The organism is Bacillus halotolerans, from assembly GCF_004006435.1.
In the GTDB taxonomy this organism is placed as follows: Bacteria; Bacillota; Bacilli; order Bacillales; family Bacillaceae; genus Bacillus; species Bacillus halotolerans.
The window spans coordinates 3,634,085-3,649,239 of sequence record NZ_CP029364.1 but is presented as its reverse complement, the minus strand read 5'-3'; the positions used below and the strand labels follow the sequence as shown (position 1 = coordinate 3,649,239).

General features: G+C 43.1%; 18 protein-coding genes and 1 other annotated feature. Of the genes, 1 reads left to right on the top strand and 17 read right to left on the bottom strand.

The genetic code is table 11. The annotated features are described in order from the left end of the window. Positions 1–58: 58 nt before the first annotated feature. Positions 59–233: a binding site (T-box leader), on the bottom strand. A 39-nt stretch (positions 234–272) separates the two neighbouring features. The 15 genes from recO to rpsU all read right to left on the bottom strand — a co-directional run bounded on the left by recO (position 273) and on the right by rpsU (position 11,870). Beyond that, a complete protein-coding gene (gene recO, locus DIC78_RS18785) occupies positions 273–1,040 on the bottom strand; it encodes a DNA repair protein RecO (protein ID WP_127696758.1) in 768 nt (255 codons plus the stop codon). A gap of 36 nt (positions 1,041–1,076) precedes the next feature. Beyond that, a complete protein-coding gene (locus tag DIC78_RS18780) occupies positions 1,077–1,220 on the bottom strand; it encodes a YqzL family protein (protein ID WP_024122087.1) in 144 nt (47 codons plus the stop codon). Positions 1,221–1,363: 143 nt separating this feature from the next. Then, a complete protein-coding gene (era, locus tag DIC78_RS18775) occupies positions 1,364–2,269 on the bottom strand; it encodes a GTPase Era (protein ID WP_101864543.1) in 906 nt (301 codons plus the stop codon). Continuing rightward, positions 2,250–2,660, bottom strand: a complete 411-nt coding sequence (gene cdd, locus DIC78_RS18770; RefSeq protein WP_024122088.1) for a cytidine deaminase — start codon at positions 2,658–2,660, stop codon at positions 2,250–2,252. The genes era and cdd overlap by 20 nt, the downstream gene beginning before the upstream one ends. Before the next feature lie 113 nt (positions 2,661–2,773). Further along, entirely contained in the window at positions 2,774–3,151 is a 378-nt protein-coding gene (locus DIC78_RS18765; protein WP_101864544.1) for a diacylglycerol kinase family protein, read from the bottom strand. Continuing rightward, entirely contained in the window at positions 3,132–3,605 is a 474-nt protein-coding gene (gene ybeY / locus DIC78_RS18760) for an rRNA maturation RNase YbeY (RefSeq protein ID WP_010334982.1), read from the bottom strand. Before ybeY ends, DIC78_RS18765 begins: the two co-directional genes overlap by 20 nt. Continuing rightward, positions 3,606–5,741 carry a cyclic-di-AMP phosphodiesterase PgpH gene (gene pgpH, locus DIC78_RS18755; protein ID WP_081638339.1) on the bottom strand — a complete coding sequence of 712 codons (2,136 nt, stop codon included), beginning with the start codon at positions 5,739–5,741 and terminating at the stop codon, positions 3,606–3,608. Positions 5,742–5,812: 71 nt separating this feature from the next. Beyond that, positions 5,813–6,772: a PhoH family protein gene (locus DIC78_RS18750; RefSeq protein WP_024122091.1), complete on the bottom strand. Its 960-nt coding sequence runs from the start codon at positions 6,770–6,772 to the stop codon at positions 5,813–5,815. Continuing rightward, positions 6,769–7,965, bottom strand: a complete 1,197-nt coding sequence (yqfD, locus tag DIC78_RS18745; protein ID WP_024122092.1) for a sporulation protein YqfD — start codon at positions 7,963–7,965, stop codon at positions 6,769–6,771. The genes DIC78_RS18750 and yqfD overlap by 4 nt, the downstream gene beginning before the upstream one ends. Before the next feature lie 18 nt (positions 7,966–7,983). Next, positions 7,984–8,265 (bottom strand): sporulation protein YqfC, encoded by a 282-nt coding sequence (yqfC, locus tag DIC78_RS18740; RefSeq protein ID WP_024122093.1) that lies wholly within the window; start codon positions 8,263–8,265, stop codon positions 7,984–7,986. A gap of 55 nt (positions 8,266–8,320) precedes the next feature. Beyond that, on the bottom strand, positions 8,321–8,746 hold the full coding sequence (locus tag DIC78_RS18735) for a YqfB family membrane protein (protein ID WP_044154508.1): 426 nt from the start codon (positions 8,744–8,746) through the stop codon (positions 8,321–8,323). A 27-nt stretch (positions 8,747–8,773) separates the two neighbouring features. Next, complete coding sequence (floA, locus tag DIC78_RS18730) at positions 8,774–9,769, bottom strand: flotillin-like protein FloA (RefSeq protein ID WP_024122095.1); 996 nt, start codon at positions 9,767–9,769, stop codon at positions 8,774–8,776. A 21-nt stretch (positions 9,770–9,790) separates the two neighbouring features. Next, positions 9,791–11,104, bottom strand: coding sequence for an NfeD family protein (locus DIC78_RS18725; protein WP_127696757.1), 1,314 nt, complete (start codon positions 11,102–11,104; stop codon positions 9,791–9,793). Positions 11,105–11,235: 131 nt separating this feature from the next. Next, positions 11,236–11,682 (bottom strand): GatB/YqeY domain-containing protein, encoded by a 447-nt coding sequence (locus DIC78_RS18720; protein WP_010334989.1) that lies wholly within the window; start codon positions 11,680–11,682, stop codon positions 11,236–11,238. A gap of 14 nt (positions 11,683–11,696) precedes the next feature. Further along, positions 11,697–11,870, bottom strand: coding sequence for a 30S ribosomal protein S21 (gene rpsU / locus DIC78_RS18715; protein WP_003152957.1), 174 nt, complete (start codon positions 11,868–11,870; stop codon positions 11,697–11,699). Positions 11,871–12,042: 172 nt separating this feature from the next. Here rpsU and DIC78_RS18710 point away from each other — a divergent pair, with 172 nt between their 5' ends. After that, positions 12,043–12,969 carry a Na/Pi symporter gene (locus tag DIC78_RS18710; RefSeq protein ID WP_127696756.1) on the top strand — a complete coding sequence of 309 codons (927 nt, stop codon included), beginning with the start codon at positions 12,043–12,045 and terminating at the stop codon, positions 12,967–12,969. A 41-nt stretch (positions 12,970–13,010) separates the two neighbouring features. Here the strand turns inward: DIC78_RS18710 and mtaB are convergent, their stop codons facing one another. Together mtaB and DIC78_RS18700 are read right to left on the bottom strand one after the other, a co-directional pair. Further along, complete coding sequence (mtaB, locus tag DIC78_RS18705) at positions 13,011–14,366, bottom strand: tRNA (N(6)-L-threonylcarbamoyladenosine(37)-C(2))-methylthiotransferase MtaB (RefSeq protein ID WP_127696755.1); 1,356 nt, start codon at positions 14,364–14,366, stop codon at positions 13,011–13,013. Next, entirely contained in the window at positions 14,366–15,136 is a 771-nt protein-coding gene (locus tag DIC78_RS18700; protein ID WP_106020119.1) for a 16S rRNA (uracil(1498)-N(3))-methyltransferase, read from the bottom strand. The genes mtaB and DIC78_RS18700 overlap by 1 nt, the downstream gene beginning before the upstream one ends. Positions 15,137–15,155: the final 19 nt, after the last annotated feature.

Genomic DNA, 15,155 nt, shown 5'->3' with positions numbered 1-15,155 from the left:
ATAAAATTGCTGCGGCAGCAACCAAAAAACTCCCGTCTCTATGCTTGCCAGCCGCAAACATAGGGACGAGAGTTCTCCCGCGGTTCCACCCTAGTTGCTGAGAACAAAATCCCAGCCTCTTTTTTAAAATTGCTCAAGAATGCCTTTCGTTGCGCGCTCATCCTTAGCTTACACCGTCCTAAGGTCGCTTTTATGAGGTAAACGCAAGTACTTCTTTCTCTCACTGCAACATATTTTATAATAAATGATCATATAAAAAGATGGGCCATATGTCAACTTTTGTTTTCACCCATAAGATGTTTCATGCTCTCCATTTGATCTAAAAAACGCTTCGATTTCAGATAAACCCCTGAATATTCTTCGTAGTACAAGTCAATAACTTGCTTTAATTCATTTTTCGTTTCCTGCTTTAAAGATACATTGCCAATCCTTGAAAGATCGAAGTAATAAAACAGTCTCAAAAGCCTTGCCGTTTGCGGTTTAATCGGCACCTTGTAAGGGTCTTTGTCAAAGCAGCGGTGGCAAATAAAACCGTTATCGCGAACAGAAAAATGGAATGTCCCATCCTGGCTTTTACAATGCACACAGTGATTAAGCTCAGGATACAGTCCCATCACAGCAAGCATCTTCATTTGAACAATGAAGGTAATAACATCCGGGTCTGTTCCTTCGTCAAGCTGTTTAAAGGATTCTAAAATAAATTCAAACAAATAGGGATTTGGTTTTTTTTCTTCTGTGCCTTTGTCAACGAGCTCAGCAATAAAAGCTGCATATGCAGTTAAAAACAAATCCTCTCTGATGCCTCTCATGCTGAGGATCATTTCACCCTGCTGAAGGGTTCCGAGGCCTGTTGTTTTCTGCATTAGGAATGAACCATACAAAAAGGACTGGCTGACTGCTGATAAACGGCTGTTCGGTTTTTTGGCTCCTCTGGCCATAACACCTATTTTTCCGTGTTCTCTTGTCAGTAAAGTAACAATTTTATTCGTCTCTCCGTAATCATTGGTACGAAGAACGATTCCTTCACATTTTGTCAGCATTTCCGCACCTTCCTAAAACAGGAGCGGTCAAGAGGTCTATAAAATTGGAAAATCAAATCGGGCTAGCTCATCTTCTAGTTCTTCGGGTCTTTCCATGTTCTCTTTTTCCAGTTCTTTAAAAAGAAGATACGTATCAACATTTCCTGTTTGAGAAAATACGTTCCAGGTAAAATTCAACACAAGAAACCCACCTTTCTGTAGTTAAACTAGCTTACCTAAACTCCAAATTCTTACCTTTATCTTGACCAGATGTCCTCCATTTCATGTTAAACAAAATTTGCTAATGTATCCCTGTTCATGTGAGATAATGACACAGCAAGTGATTAATATTCATCCTCTTTAAAGCCGAAGTCGCGAAGCTGGGACATTTTGTTACGCCAGTCTTTCTGCACTTTTACCCACAATTCTAGATAGACGCGAGAACCTAAGAGGGCCTCGATATCCGCTCTCGCTCTTTTTCCGACTTCTTTCAGCAGGCTGCCTTTTTTCCCGATGACAATGCCTTTTTGAGAATCCCGTTCGACCACAATTGTTGCCGCCACGTGCACGGATCCGTTGTCCTGCCCTTTAATCGATTCGATGCTTACCGCAATGCTGTGCGGGATCTCTTCCCTTGTCAGATGCAGCACCTTTTCCCTGATCAACTCAGAAATGATAAAGCGTTCCGGATGATCGGTCACCTGGTCACTCGGATAAAACTGCGGACCTTCAGGCAAATATGCTTCAATCTGCGCCAGCAATGTTTCAATGTTATTTCCCTCTAATGCAGAGATCGGAACAATTTCCTTAAAAGGATATCGCCTGCGGTATTCGTCAATTAGCAGAAGCAATTGATCAGGATGGATCTTGTCAATTTTGTTTACGATTAAGAAAACAGGTGTCGAGGTATTCTGCAATTTCTCAATAATGAACTCGTCGCCCTTGCCATAGCCTTCCTCAGCATTGATCATAAATAAGATCAAATCGACTTCTTTTAATGTATTTTGCGCCACTTTCATCATAAAGTCTCCAAGCTTATGCTTAGGCTTATGAATTCCTGGTGTGTCAATAAAAATCGTTTGTGATGTGCCTGTCGTTAATACCCCTTGCACCTTATTTCTTGTTGTTTGGGGTTTATCACTCATGATCGCGATTTTTTGGCCGATCACTCTGTTCAAAAAAGTAGACTTTCCTACGTTTGGTCTTCCGATAATGGATACAAATCCTGATTTAAAGCTTTCGTTCGTCATGTAAATCCTCCGATGAAAATGCGCCTGGCAATAATTCTTCTGCAGTCATTTCTTGTATTTGTCCTTGTAAATTGGTCAGCACGATAATAACGTCCTTTGTGCAGAGCTCAGAAATCACCTGCCGGCAGGCTCCGCACGGTGATACTGGGCCCGGGGTGTCAGCAGCTACTGCCAGCATCTGAAACTCAGTATCGCCTTCAGAAACAGCTTTAAACAAAGCGGTACGCTCAGCGCAGTTGCACATGCTGTATGCCGCATTCTCTATATTGCAGCCTCTGTACACTTTTCCATCTTTGGTAAGAAGAGCGGCTCCTACTTTAAACTTGGAATACGGTGCATATGCCATGTCACGCGCTTTTAAAGCTTCTGTTATCAATTTCTGTCTGTTCATGTGTACATGTTCCTCTCTTACCTATAATGGTACCGCTATCACTTTATATTTTACATAATGGCGCTCCTTTTTTCACGCCCATTTCTAAAAATGTAAAATAAATGTAAGAATTTTCAGCCATACAGCTTTGGCAAAAAAATAAGTAAACCAATAATACACGAAATCACGGCAAAAACGCAAACAGCCCCGGCAGCAGCGTCCTTAGCCGCCTTAGCAAGCGGGTGATGTTTATCTGTTACTAAATCAACCGTGTGTTCAATAGCTGTATTTAAAAGCTCCAGTGAAAGCATTCCGCCAATCAAAAGAAAAATAATAGCCCACTCTGTCAGGCTGAGATTAACGAGAAAACCGCAAATGATAACGGCGCAGGCAGCCGCGGCATGAAATTGAAAATTCCGCTCCGTCCGCGCCGTTCTCCATATGCCCCGCCCTGCGTGCACGAAGCTCATTAGGAATCGCTTCAGCTCATTTCTATGATCTCTTGAGTCCATAGGCGTCCAGCAAATCCTTTTGCTTAGTAAACATCTCCTCTTCTTCCTCTTTCGTCATATGGTCATATCCTAAAAGATGCAGGAATCCATGTACCGCTAGAAAGCCAAGCTCTCTCTTGAAAGAATGGTTATATTCTTCAGCCTGCTCTCTTGTACGATCTGCACTGATGATAATATCACCTAGAACCGGCGGCATTTCAGCACCGACAATTTCAACTTCGTCTTCTCCCTCTTCTTCAAGAGCAAAAGAGATGACGTCTGTCGGCGTATCCTTTCCCCGATACTCTTTATTGATCTGCTGAATGTCTTCATTGGTAACGATCGTGACAGAAACCTCAGCCTGGTCCTGAACTCCTTCGCGCTCAGCGGCAAATTGAAGCAGATTTTCTACTTCTTTAAGCATCTCTTCAGAGACACTTCCGGTTTCATCTACGATATCAATCAATAAACTCATCTATTTCACCTTCTTAGTAGCCTCCGGATATTCAATCCGGGAGTGGAAAATTCCTTTTAATGTTGCACAAAGCGTTTTTGCGATTGTATCAAGCTCTTTAAATGTCAAATCGCATTCACTAAACTGTCCGTCCTGAAGCTTATCGGATATAATGCCCCTGACAAGCTTTTCAATTCGTTCAGGATTTGGATTATGCATCGATCTGACAGCCGCTTCGACACTGTCTGCCACTGATATAATCGCGGCTTCTTTCGACTGCGGCTTCGGCCCCGGGTAACGGAATTCTTCCTCTGTAATCTGATCGCCTTTTTCCTTCGCTTTATAATAAAAGAATTTCAAAAGAGAGGTCCCGTGGTGCTGCTCAGCAATATCCACAAGCTCCTTTGGAAATTTATAGCTTCTCAGCATATTCGCCCCGTCAGTGGTATGCGAAATAATGATATTTTTACTGAGCTGCGGAGAAAGCTTATCATGCGGATTGTCAATATTCATTTGATTTTCAATAAAATATTGCGGCCGCTTTGTTTTTCCGAGGTCGTGATAATACGCACCGACTCTTGCAAGCAAACCATTTGCCCCTACCGCCTCGCAGGCGGCCTCTGACAAATTGGCGACCATGACGCTGTGGTGATATGTACCTGGTGTTTCTGTCAGTATTTTTCGAAGCAGCGGATGGTTAGGGTTGGACAGCTCGATCAGCCTCATTGTGGACAAAATGCCGAAACCTGTCTCAAAAAACGGCATAAGTCCGATAATTAATACGGAGGAAGCAAAACCCGACACAACCCCCATCAGCATGAGCGTCCCGATTTCCAAGCCTGACAGCGCGGTGTTTTGGATCAATAATAGAGATAGAACCACAATCATATTGATAAACGCCACAAAAAGCCCGGTCTGCAAAATTTTTGATCTGCCATTGTGTTTTCCTAAAAACAAAACACCGGAAATACCGCTGATCAAATAATAAATACCAATGACATAATTAAATGTTCCTGTCACACCTTGATTAAACATCATACTTCCGCAAATCGCAAGAATGATACTTCCTAAAATAGCGATCCGTTCATTCATCAGCAGCTTGATTAAGATTGCACCGGCCGCAATGGGAACAAGATAGCCAATATTGTTATATTCCATCTTTTGAAATAAACTGACAACCTCCATAATAACAAGCAAAAGCGTTGTAATAATGGAGAATAATAGGATCGACTTGTTTTTGAATTTCAGATTTTGATTCTGTTTTTCGAAATAGTAAACGAGTGTAGCAATGAAAAGCCCGATCATAATCAAAAGGCCGCTAATCGGTTTGAACAAATTGGAGTTATTTAACAATCCGGTCAGCTCAAGTTTTCTGTACACTTCCCGATCAATGAGGTCATTTTCTTCCACGAGCACCTGCCCCTGTTTGATCTGAACCTGCTGAACATTGTCTGACGCTTCCTGGCGTTTTGCCTCTGTTGCTTTTGGATCGAAGACGTAATTCGGAATAATGGCGTAACGCCCGATTTCCGTGGCGGCTCCTAAATATTTAGACGGGATAGAATTACTCTTCAGTTCTTTTTGCACTTTATCTTTTGCTTCAGATAATTTATCCGACGGGATTTCACTGCTCATCACTGAGTTTACTGCTGTTATGACAGTATCTCTGACAAATGAAAAATCTTCATGGTCCGCCTTCAGCAAAGTCTTGATGGCATCCTCTGATATAGAATCATTCACATCTGACGTCAGCTTATTTTTCACCGACTTAATCATTGTTTTTTCTGATGGTGAACTGCTGTCTTCTTCTGCTGATTTTTTCACTTCACTGATACTGTCGAATATCGATGACACAAGATCAATTCGATTGTCTGTATAATCTTTCTTTAAGGTATATTGATCTTCGACCGCATCCTCAGCAGCTTGCTTTTTTTCCTCTGTCGCTTTTTGATCTTCCACGGTTGCCGGAGCATAAATGGTCTTGTCGCTGACTGAAAACAGGTCTAAATCAAGCGTTTCCGGCTTCACATGTACAAAAAGCAATGCGAACATAATCGCAGCCAGTAGAAGATACAGCAGTACATGCATGGAGCGGGCATTTTTAAAGCCGCGCCACTTTTTTGAGCCGCTTTTGGTCTTCCCCTTCTTTTTCAACACAAGAACCTCCTCTAGAAAATCAAGCTCATAAGCAAAAATGACCCGATAACGCGCGATCGGGTCATTCAGGATTAATTTTGCTTATCGTATGCTTCAATAATTTTCGCAACAAGCGGATGTCTGACCACGTCTGTCTGGTCCAGTTCAATCACAGAAATGCCGTCGATTTCTTTCAGCATCTCTCTCGCTACTGCAAGTCCCGATTTGACGCCTTTCGGCAGATCAATTTGGCTAACGTCACCTGTAATGATCATTTTAGAGCCAAAACCCAGTCTCGTCAAAAACATTTTCATTTGGGCAGGCGTAGTGTTCTGTGCTTCATCAAGTATAACATAGGCGTCATCAAGCGTCCGGCCTCTCATATAAGCGAGCGGAGCGATTTCAATGACTCCTCTTTCCAGCAGCCGTTCTGTATGATCTGTTCCAAGCACATCATGAAGAGCGTCATACAGCGGGCGCAGATAAGGATCTACTTTCTCTTTCAGGTCACCTGGTAAAAAACCGAGGCTTTCACCGGCTTCTACCGCAGGTCTTGTTAAAATGATTTTTTTAATATGTCCGTTTTTCAATGCGTGGACTGCTTTTACGACAGCAAGGTACGTTTTTCCAGTTCCTGCCGGGCCGATGCCAAATACAAGATCATCTCGTTTCATGGCGGCTACGTATTCCCGCTGTCCCATGGTTTTCACACGGATCGATTTGCCTTTTGCGTTTTTTGTAATTTCTTCTTCGTACATGCTTTCAAAATATTCAAGTTCATTCTTTTTTGCCATCTTGATGGCGGAAATCACATCACGTTCAGAGATCTCTATCCCCTTGCGAATTAATGCGAGAAGTGATCCCAGCAGCCTGTCGGCAATCTGAAACGATTCTTCATCGCCTGAAATATAAATCGTTTCGCCTCGCGTAATGATATTTACATCCAGATCTTTCTCCATCAGTGTCAAAAAAGAATCTTGATTCCCGAACAGTGAAAGCGCTTCGTCCGGGCTTTTCAGTTTTTGATTCATCGCAAGTAAATGTTCTGTCATTCTTCAGTCTCCCTGACAATAGGTGTGGTTTGAACGATATCTTCTATAACTTGGTAGAGAATAATCAACTTTACTTTACCATTCTCGACTGTCTGGTGCAAAACTTTTTCACTTTTCACCTCGCCGTCCTCGCCTATTTTACTCTCTACATCCCGTTTACCCATTTTGATTCCTTCTTGAACTGCTTCTTCTTTCGTATATTTTCGCAAAGCCTCTTCACTTTCTCTCGTTTGCTCTTTGATATAAGAAACAGGGAGCTCCAAACCGAGAAAATGAAGCGAATGCTTCTCTTGTTCTGTTTTTGGATGTTTTAATTCTTCTTTTTTAAGCGTTATCCCCCAGATTGGGAAAGCCCATGAGCCAAAAGAAAGCTTGTGCTTTGTCCTTACTTTGCCCGTATAGACGTTAAATAATGTTTCAAGGGGCACCGTTACTTCAGATCTGTACCAGGTCTCGCCGTAAATTTCAGCTTTAGAGGCGACTTCCTGCTGCTCATCTTCGCTTCCGATTAAGCCGGAGACAAGCATTTGCCCCTTTTCCACATGATCATGGATTGCGGCCATGGGCTGGCCTTTCTGGACAAACATTCTTGTAATGGTTGCTTTCTTTTTGGCGACAATGTGGCGCGGACTGACATACTTTTCTTTTTCAGGCTCATTTTTCTCCACAACTTTCATGTGGATGGTCGTGCCTTTCAAATCGACTCCGACCCAAGTGATATTGTCTATTCCGTTGGTTAACGATTTTTGTATTTTTTCGGGAGACTGCATTAAAAATTGCAATCGCCCTTTTTTGACGCCGATTTCCTTCAAATGCTGCATCATTTGGTGCTCCGTTTCAGGCTTTGCACCAGTCACTTCAATTTTCCACACCATATTGGAGAGCAAAAACAATAGGATAAAAAAAAGCGCAAAACCAATGGTAAAACCTAAATTCAGTTTGGATTTCAGCAATAAGAACGGGAAACCTTTTCGATTGATAAAACGGGCTTTACAGTCAAATTCTCTTCTGACACGCCGAAAGGCATGTACATCCTGAAGCTGTATATATAACAAGACGGCTTCTTTCTTTTTTTTCAGATGAAAGATTGGAATCCCTCTTCTTGTGCATTCATTAAGGAGCCGTTCAATGCCTCGTCCCGTCACTTCAAGCTGGACCTTACCACCAAAAAAAGACAGCCATTTATTTTTCACAACATTTCCCCCTCGGCTTTATGACTCAACATATCGAACGACATCAATCGTACCCTCCAAAAGTATTTCTTCCGGAAGAATCGCTTTGATAACAAAGTTTTTTCCTGATATGATGCACTGGCCCTGCTTCAGCATCAGCCTCACTTCATTCTCACTGAACAGCAGAAGGCCTCTGTGGTTTTCTATGTAGATATGAAGTCTGCCGACCATTGTGATCCGCGGCAGATCCATCATAACGTCCGGGGGAATTTCCAATGCTCTTGTCAGCCAAGCTTTTAAACGATTCTTTCTTTGCCCCATACAAAAAGAACCCCCTTTCATCTCATATGTATGATTTGAAAGAGGGTTCTAACACTTAATTTTTGCGGGCTGCTCGCATTGTGTGATGAGGTTTTTTTGCCCTTGGCGGACCGAATACCTCGCCTAAGACAATGCCTTGCACCACAGTGTCTTTATTGACCTGAAGCAGTTTTTGCTTGGTATACACAGCTTTATGTTTGGCGGCAGTAAGATCCCGCTCAAGCCCTTTCAGGTTTCTTTCCGTTTCCTTCCGTCTATCTTCAGCTTCTTGTCTCATCTGTTCCAAGCGGTTTGGAATAGGTGCTGGCGTTTCTTCAGCTGATTGTTTATTTTGAACAGAAGCAGGTTTCATTGTCTGCGGCTTTTTTCTTTTTTGATTTTGATTGTTTTTTTCTTCTTCTTTTTTCACTTTGCCGAAAATCGTGGAAATAATTCCGATAATCGCTGCAATAACAAGCGGATTCGTCAGTATATCTTCCATCACTATTCTCCCTTCTGCATAGAGAGATTATGATTTGCGGTCTTCATCCGATTGGTCTTTCGTTAATTTACCGAATGAATCACGCATATCTGTGTCTGCATCAATGTTTTTAATATTCATGTAGTCCATGACGCCGATATTTCCTTCGCGCAGGGCTTCGGCCATCGCAAGCGGCACTTCCGCTTCGGCTTCAACCACTTTAGCTCGCATTTCTTCTACACGTGCGCGCATTTCCTGTTCTTGAGCAACAGCCATTGCACGGCGTTCTTCGGCTTTGGCCTGTGCAATATTTTTGTCGGCCTCTGCCTGATCCGTCTGCAAGATCGCCCCGATGTTTTTACCAATGTCAACATCAGCAATATCAATCGAAAGAATTTCAAAGGCGGTTCCTGAATCCAGGCCTTTACCGAGAACCGTTTGAGAAATCATATCAGGGTTCTCCAGCACTTTTTTGTGATTTTCGGATGAACCGATTGTAGAGACGATCCCTTCGCCTACACGGGCTACAATCGTTTCCTCACCCGCACCCCCGACGAGGCGGTCGATATTGGCTCTTACTGTAATTCTCGCTTTCGCCTTCACTTCAATTCCGTCCATAGCAACACCTGCAATAAACGGTGTTTCAATGACCTTCGGATTAACGCTCATTTGCACGGCTTCCAATACATCACGGCCGGCAAGGTCGATGGCTGCACAGCGTTCAAATGTAAGCTCAATATTAGCACGCTGAGCTGCGATAAGTGCGTTAACGACTCTATCTACATTCCCTCCGGCAAGATAGTGGCTTTCAAGCTGGTTTGTTCCAACGTCGAGTCCCGCTTTATGCGCTTTAATCAGCGGATTAACCACCCGGTTCGGTATGACGCGGCGAAGCCTCATCCCTATTAGAGTGAAAATGCTGATTTTAACTCCAGCTGCTAAAGCTGAAATCCAGAGCATAACAGGTACAAATGTAAAAAATACAGCTAAGACAATGATCCCTACTACGACAATAGCCAGTATCATTAATGTTGATGGGTCCATGCTACTTCTCCTCGTTTCTGTTTAAATTTCTCTCACGACAATGCGCGAGCCTTCCACTTTGATTACTTTTACTTTTTTATCTTTCTCTGTAAATAATCCTTCAGATACCACATCAAGACGTTCGTCATCGATAATGACGGTTCCCGCGGGACGCAGCGGCGTAAAGGTCACGCCCTCCTTGCCGATTAAGTCCGTTCGCGTTTGGTTTGATACATAACCGCTCTCTGTATTTGTAGAATCATTTAATATAAATTTCTTAAAGAATTTCATACGCTTTCCCAACACCCTTGTCAGTAAAATGAAAGCTGTAATGGAAACAGCTGAGGCGATCAAGAGAGAAACCGCCATGACTGTGAAGCTTCCCACGGCCAAAAATAAGCTCGCAACAATTGCTCCCAGGCCAAGTAAACCAATAATTCCTCCGGGGAGGAATATCTCCATCAGGATCAGAATCACCCCTGCTATAAAGAGGAGAACCGTTTCATATCCGGCAAGACCCGTTGCAAGATGTCCGTAAAAAAACAGGATCAATGCGATAAATCCTGCTGTTCCAGGCAGACCGACACCAGGAGAAAAAAGCTCAACAGTAAGACCTAAAAAGGCAATTGTCAATAAAATAGGAACAACAATCGGACTGGTCAGCCACCTTGCTGCCTTTTCTGCAAAGCTTTCCTCAGCATAGCTGATATGTGCATCTTCGTATCCAAGCTTCTTCACAAGCGCGGAAAGATTGTTAACTGTTCCTTCTGAATAGCCTACGTCAACAGCTTTTTCCGCATTCAGCGTAAGCAGATCTCCCTTCGGCGCGCCCGCTTCTCTTGCATCTACATCAGGGTCTGCCATGGCACGCGCATATTTTGGATCACGGTTGTTTTTTGCTGCGGCATCTTCCAGCTCCGCAAGCCAGAATGATTCAGCTTTTTTGTCAGCAGCATTGCCTTTACCGTCTATGATCGCCGCGGCTCCCATCTTTCCTCCGGGCGCCATATAAATGGCGTCAGCCTGTAACGCGATATATGCACCAGCAGACAATGCCCGTTTGTTTACATAAGCAGTTATCGGGATATCCGTTTCGTTGATCGTGTCCGCTATATCAATAGCTGATTTCACCAGTCCTCCCGGTGTGTTAATATCAAGAATAATATGGTTTGCATGCTGAGCCTCTGCATCTTGTAGCGAACGTGACAAAAACGAGGCGAGACCCTGTTCGACATTTTTTTCAACGGGAATGACGTAGACGGTTTGTTTTTCTGCTTTTGTGTGCAGCTGAACTCCTAATAATGATAGTAGAAATATGCTCAAAAGAGCCGCTCGGAATCCTTTTGTTTGAAGCAAGGGCGATGTATCCCTCCTTCCTCGTATAGTAAGTGCCTTCTCTTCATACGTAACAAATGTATCAAAGGTTTCATTTTTTTATGTATAAAAAAAAGACATCTCTCTTAGAAAGATGTCCTTTTCTTTGCCATTTAAGACAGTTGACTGCTCACAAGCTTATTAATTAAACTTCCGTCAGCTTTACCTTTTACTTTAGGCATAATTGCCCCCATCACTTTGCCCATGTCCGCTTTTGAGCTCGCACCGACCTCCGCAATGGTTTCATTTACGATTGTACGCAGCTCTTCTTCTGATAGCTGCTGTGGTAAATAAACTTCTAAAATGTCCAGCTCTTTTTGAACTTTATCTACTAAATCTAAACGATTAGCGTTTGAAAATTCCTGGAGGGAGTCTTTACGTTGCTTAAGTTCACGAGAAAGGACAGTGAGTTCCTCATCCTCGGTCAAACTGTCTTTCTTAAGCTTAATTGCTTCGTTTTGAAGTGAAGCCTTAACCATTCGAACGACAGTCAGTTTGTCTTTCTCACGGCTTTTCATATATAGCTTCATATCTTGGTTAAGTCGCTCAAGAAGACTCATAAATCCACCCTCTTTTAGAATTTGCGTTTTCTAGCAGCTTCAGACTTTTTCTTGCGCTTTACGCTAGGTTTTTCATAAAATTCGCGCTTTCTTGCTTCTTGCAAAGTACCTGTCTTTGATACACTGCGTTTGAAGCGACGAAGAGCATCTTCAAGCGATTCGTTTTTTCTAACGACCGTTTTTGACATTCTCTTTCCCTCCCTCCGAATACACCAATCGACTACCTTTAAGTTACACATATAAACATGTACTTTGACATTATAATATAAGCCTTCAGTCAGGTCAACTAAGTGAGTTCACTTTTCCGTCATGAGCGGGACTGCCTGTCTATATAATGATAGAAAGGGGTTGGTGAATAAAATGTTGCTTCTGATTAGTTTTACTGCTCTTATATTATTCTTTCTCGCAGGAATGAACATGCTTCGGAAAGGTTTAATTTCGCTGACGTATTCAAAAATTGAAGAGCAGCTGCTGATTTTTACGGATCATCCATTAAAAGCATTCCTCATCAGTATTGTTTTTACAGGATTTCTCCAAAGCAGCTCCGCCTTTATGGTAATTGTCATCGGATTTGTAAGTGCGGGGGCCCTTTCTTTCAAACGGACAATACCGATGATCCTTGGAACAAATGTCGGATCTACCTTTACAACCGAATTTCTTGCAATCAAAATGGATGTGTTGATTTGGATTCTATTGATTGGCGGTTTGCTGTTTTTTCTGACGGGCAGGTATCCGTTCAAACAGCTGGGAACAAGCTTCCTCGGACTCGGAATTATCTTTTTTTGCATCAGCGGCTTCAGCCGTCTTGCAGAACCGCTTACTCAGCTGAAAACAGGTGCAGGGATTCTTCATCATGTAAACGACTCAAACTGGTCTGCTTTGCTTATCGGCATGGTGTTAACTGCAATCATTCACTCAAGTTCTGTCTGCATCGGCATTTTAATGAGCTTTATGAATGAAGGCGTTATTGGACTGACACAGGCAATGAGCGTTGTGCTTGGATCAAACATCGGGACATGCATTACAGCTGTCATGGCTGCTGTATCCGGCGGATATGCCGCAAAACAGACAGCGTGCGCCCATGTTTTGTTTAACATAATCGGCGTAGCAATTGTATTCCCGTTTTTGGCGGCAGCTACCGGCTTTGTTGAACAGCTCTCGGCAGACCCTGCCCAAAGAATCGCCCATTTCAGCCTGCTATTTAATGTCGTATCAGCTCTTTTGTTTTTACCGCTTACCAACTTGTTCTACAGCTTTATTAACCTGCTTATCCCAACTAAAAACTGAACATAAAAAACCGGCACATTCAGATGCACCGGTTTTTCAGATTAAGAAGACATACGCATTTGTTCTGTTATGTCATCCTCAACAATACGGACAAACTGTCCTTCATTGTATGGATAGCCTGCTTTTAGTATTTTTACTTTCACGATTTTGCCGATCATGTCTTCCGTACCTTTGAAAACAACTTTCATATAGTTGTCTGTGTAACCGACATACATGTTTTCTTCATCTGATTCTTTAAATGCTTCCTCAGGGATAATTTCAAGGACTTCATTTTCATAATCAGAGGCATATTCCTTCGCAAGCTGGTCAGAAAGTGCAATCAGGCGGTGTACACGTTCGTTTTTGACGTTTTCATCCACTTGGTCTTCCATACGCGCAGCTGGCGTTCCCGTACGTTTGCTGTAAGGGAAAACATGCAGTTCAGAGAATCTGTTTTCTTTGATAAAGTTATAGGTTTCCATAAATTCTTCTTCTGTTTCGCCAGGAAAGCCTACAATGACATCGGAGGTTACGGCTAAGCCCGGAAGTGCTTTTTTCAGCTTATTTAAACGGTCAGCGAAAAATTCCATAGTGTATTTGCGTCTCATCCGTTTAAGCACTGTGTTTGATCCGGATTGAATCGGAATGTGCAAATGGCGCACAATCTTATCTGAACGGTCTAAAACTTCAATCACTTCGTCTGTGATCTGGCTTGCCTCGATGGACGAAATTCTAATTCGTTTCACGCCTTGAACACGGGCGTCAAGTTCTCTCAAAAGCTTGGCAAAGTTGTAATCTTTCATATCTTCACCGTAGCCGCCTGTATGAATACCAGTAAGTACGATTTCTTTATAACCCGCATCAACCAGCTGCTGTGCTTGTTTAATAACTTCCTCCGGGTCACGTGAACGGAGAAGTCCGCGCGCCCACGGAATGATACAGAACGTGCAGAAGTTATTGCAGCCTTCCTGTATTTTTAATGACGCTCTTGTCCGGTCTGTAAAAGCCGGTACATCAAGCTCTTCATATACTCTAGCTTTCATAATGTTGCTGACGCCATTGATCGGCTGACGCTCTTCACGATATTGAGCGATGTAGCCGAGCATTTTTTCACGATCCTGAGTTCCGACTACAATGTCAACACCCGGGATTGCCATAATCTCAGCTGGCGAGGTTTGCGCATAACAGCCTGTGACGCAGATGACGCCGTCAGGATTTTGACGAATGGCGCGTCTGATCACTTGGCGGCTTTTTTTATCTCCCGTATTTGTTACCGTACATGTATTAATGACATATACGTCAGCTGTTTGTTCAAAGTCTCTTCTTTCATAGCCCGCATCTTTGAAAAGCTGCCAGATTGCTTCTGTTTCATAATGATTGACTTTGCAGCCAAGCGTATGGAACGCAACAGTTGCCATTATTGATCACCTCTTAATAACTCTGTATGATAAGAAATTGCGCTCAGCGCGTATAGCGGAGCGGTTTCTGTCCTTAAAATTCTCGGTCCGAGGCCGCACGGAACAGCGTTTTTCGCCGTGAGCCGCTCAACCTCCGCTTCTGTTAAACCGCCTTCGGGACCGAATACGATCAAAAGGGATGATCCTTTCGGAAGGCTGCTTACAACTGCGCTGAACGAGCTTGTTTCTCCTTGCTTCGATGACTCTTCGTATGCAACGACACATTTATCGAAATTCTGCACCTTTTCAAGAAGCTGCTGAAAGGAATGGATATCCAGCACTTGCGGCACTTCGTTTCGGTACGATTGCTCCGCCGCTTCCTTCGCAATTTTTGTCCATCTTTCCCGCTTTTTCTTCGCTTTCTTGTCATCCAGCTTGACAACAGAGCGTGCGGCTTGCAGAGGAATAAAGGCATGAGCTCCCAGCTCAGTCCCCTTTTGGATAATCCATTCAAGTTTATCCCCTTTCGGGAGGCCGCTTGCAATATAAACCTTTATCGGAAGCTCTCTGTTTTCATTCGTCCATTCTATCATAAGACAGGACACTTTTTCTTTGGAAACAGATTGAAGTTCACATTTTGCTTCGAAGCCGTCCTGAGAGCAGCAGATAATTTGGCCTCCCTCGTTCATTCTCATGACATTGACAATATGATGAACATCTTCTCCGGTAATTGAAATAGCCGGCGCTTCCTCCATTTGCTGCTTCGTGAGCTCGATAAAATATCGTTGCATACGCTGTGACACCTACTAA

Excerpts from the sequence above, each read along its gene's own strand:
- recO (WP_127696758.1), bottom strand. The coding sequence starts at position 1,040 with ATGCTGACAAAATGTGAAGGAATCGTTCTTCGTACCAATGATTACGGA.
- era (WP_101864543.1), bottom strand. The coding sequence starts at position 2,269 with ATGACGAACGAAAGCTTTAAATCAGGATTTGTATCCATTATCGGAAGA.
- cdd (WP_024122088.1), bottom strand. The coding sequence starts at position 2,660 with ATGAACAGACAGAAATTGATAACAGAAGCTTTAAAAGCGCGTGACATG.
- DIC78_RS18765 (WP_101864544.1), bottom strand. The coding sequence starts at position 3,151 with ATGGACTCAAGAGATCATAGAAATGAGCTGAAGCGATTCCTAATGAGC.
- ybeY (WP_010334982.1), bottom strand. The coding sequence starts at position 3,605 with ATGAGTTTATTGATTGATATCGTAGATGAAACCGGAAGTGTCTCTGAA.
- DIC78_RS18750 (WP_024122091.1), bottom strand. The coding sequence starts at position 6,772 with ATGACAGAACATTTACTTGCGATGAATCAAAAACTGAAAAGCCCGGAC.
- yqfC (WP_024122093.1), bottom strand. The coding sequence starts at position 8,265 with ATGGGGCAAAGAAAGAATCGTTTAAAAGCTTGGCTGACAAGAGCATTG.
- DIC78_RS18735 (WP_044154508.1), bottom strand. The coding sequence starts at position 8,746 with ATGGAAGATATACTGACGAATCCGCTTGTTATTGCAGCGATTATCGGA.
- floA (WP_024122095.1), bottom strand. The coding sequence starts at position 9,769 with ATGGACCCATCAACATTAATGATACTGGCTATTGTCGTAGTAGGGATC.
- DIC78_RS18720 (WP_010334989.1), bottom strand. The coding sequence starts at position 11,682 with ATGAGTCTTCTTGAGCGACTTAACCAAGATATGAAGCTATATATGAAA.
- rpsU (WP_003152957.1), bottom strand. The coding sequence starts at position 11,870 with ATGTCAAAAACGGTCGTTAGAAAAAACGAATCGCTTGAAGATGCTCTT.
- DIC78_RS18710 (WP_127696756.1), top strand. The coding sequence starts at position 12,043 with ATGTTGCTTCTGATTAGTTTTACTGCTCTTATATTATTCTTTCTCGCA.
- mtaB (WP_127696755.1), bottom strand. The coding sequence starts at position 14,366 with ATGGCAACTGTTGCGTTCCATACGCTTGGCTGCAAAGTCAATCATTAT.
- DIC78_RS18700 (WP_106020119.1), bottom strand. The coding sequence starts at position 15,136 with ATGCAACGATATTTTATCGAGCTCACGAAGCAGCAAATGGAGGAAGCG.